We start from the raw sequence: 1,997 nt of genomic DNA, 5'->3' as shown, positions 1-1,997 counted from the left end.
AGGAGTGATATACCAAGTGTAATAGTCTGGGTTAGATGAGAGTACCGCGAAGCCTTCTGGAACACGCTGTAGTCGCTTTACAAAACGATCACTCCCAACTTGAAACACATATATACCATCACCAACATAATTATTAACATTCATGTCCACCAACAAAGGATCACCATGATTAAAATCGGCACTCATTGAATCACCTTCACCGCTTAGCCATGCCATACCTTCAGCATTATCATCTGCTGTTTGAGTTAAAATAAGATCAGTCATGAATTAAAGCTCCTTACTAGCTTTGTTTTTGATTAGTCGGGGCTGGTGGTAGGACACCTTTCCCGACGCTTTTGCAATCCATTGCTCTATTTCTCCATATTTAGAAACTTACACTTCTATTTCTAAAATAAATCACCCGATAGGGGGATAATTACGCTTTTCTGATCGGGATAACATCTGCACCAGCCACCAGCCCGTCAAGATAATCAGCCCATGATTGCATCATCTTTTTACGCTCTGGCAGATACTCAGCGTAGTTGTAAGCCGCTCTCACGCCATCACGCTCACTATGGGCAAGCTGCCTCTCAATCGCGTCTCTATTCCAGCCCTGCTCGTTAAGAATTGTTGAGGCCATGCTTCTAAAGCCGTGACCTGTCATTTCTTCTTTGGTATAGCCTAAGCGACGCAAAGCACCGTTAATGGTGTTATCGCTCATCGGTCTTGTTTTGGTTCGATTAGATGGGAAAAGATACTGTCCTGAGCCTGTGAGGGGCTTTAGCTCGTTTAAGATAGCGATTGCTTGCTTGGATAACGGCACAATGTGCAGTACACGCATTTTCATTTTGTGTGCAGGTATACGCCATTCAGCATTGTCTAAATCAAACTCTGACCATTCAGCACTTCGTAGCTCTTTTGGGCGTACAAAAACCAAAGGGGCAAAGCGCAAGGCACATGCAGTAATAAAATAGCCTGAGTAGCCGTTGATGGCTCTTAATAGTTCGCCTATCTGCTTAGGCTCAGTTAATGAGGCATGATGTTTGGTTCTTACAGGTGGGAGCGATCCTTTCAAATCAAGTGAAGGGTCACGCTCTGCTCGACCTGTAGCAATGGCATATCGGAAAACCTGCCCGCACTGCTGCATTGTTCTGTGAGCAGTATCAAGTGCGCCTCGACTTTCTACACGTCTAACAACCGCCAGCAGTTCTGAGGCTTTAATGTCATTTATGTTGTTGGCACCAAGCCAGGGAAAAACATTTTTCTCGAATCGGGTAATGGTTCGTTCGGCATGGTCTTCAGACCAATTAGGCTTGAATTTGCTATGCCATTCTCTGGCTATTGCTTCAAAGCTGTTCTGATCGCCTTTAGACTGTTTTTCAGCCTTTCTTACTGTGGCAGGGTCAATACCCTCGGCTATGAGCTTTCGGAGATCGTCACGGCTGTTTCTGGCCTCTTTGAGACCAATATCAGGATAGACACCAAGAGAGAGTCTTTTTTGCTTGTTATCGAAACGGTACTTAAATCGCCACCACTTACCACCTTTAGGTGACACCTCCAATGACAAGCCTTTTTCATCAGCTACGGCATAGAGTTTATCTTTTGGCTTAAGTGATTTTATCTTCACATCGGTCAACATGGTGCCAACTCCATTTCTGAAAGTTCAGTTGGCACTATTGTTGGCACCAGTAAGTGGTACATGTCAAGATTCTTTTTGGGATGTAATGAAGCAACGCAAAAGCGAAATATCGCGTTTTTATTGGCTTTTAGGGTTGTTATGGGATGGTGTGAAATTGAAAAATGGAGGCTGGGGTCGGAATCGAACCGGCGTTAACGGAGTTGCAGTCCGCTGCATGACCACTCTGCCACCCAGCCATTTTTCATTGAGTCTAAGACTAAAAAGCCGCGATAGTGACTTGACTGACCGCGGCTTTTTATATTCTTGGAGCGGGAAACGAGATTCGAACTCGCGACCCCAACCTTGGCAAGGTTGTGCTCTACCACTGAGCTATTCCCGC

At 45.1% G+C, this 1,997-nt stretch carries 2 protein-coding genes and 2 tRNA genes; all 4 read right to left on the bottom strand.

The features are described from left to right. A partial coding sequence (locus B4K20_RS08185; protein WP_289282530.1) for a S24 family peptidase occupies positions 1-264 on the bottom strand: 264 nt, incomplete at its 3' end. A gap of 151 nt (positions 265-415) precedes the next feature. After that, entirely contained in the window at positions 416-1,618 is a 1,203-nt protein-coding gene (locus B4K20_RS08180) for a tyrosine-type recombinase/integrase (protein WP_289282529.1), read from the bottom strand. 162 nt (positions 1,619-1,780) lie between these two features. Then, positions 1,781-1,854: transfer RNA gene (locus B4K20_RS08175), tRNA-Cys, on the bottom strand. Positions 1,855-1,922: 68 nt separating this feature from the next. Then, a tRNA-Gly gene (locus B4K20_RS08170) sits at positions 1,923-1,997 on the bottom strand.

The organism is Methylophaga sp. UBA5088 (assembly GCF_002414625.1).
GTDB lineage: Bacteria > Pseudomonadota > Gammaproteobacteria > Nitrosococcales > Methylophagaceae > Methylophaga > Methylophaga marina.
This window is presented reverse-complemented; position numbering and strand designations above follow the sequence as displayed.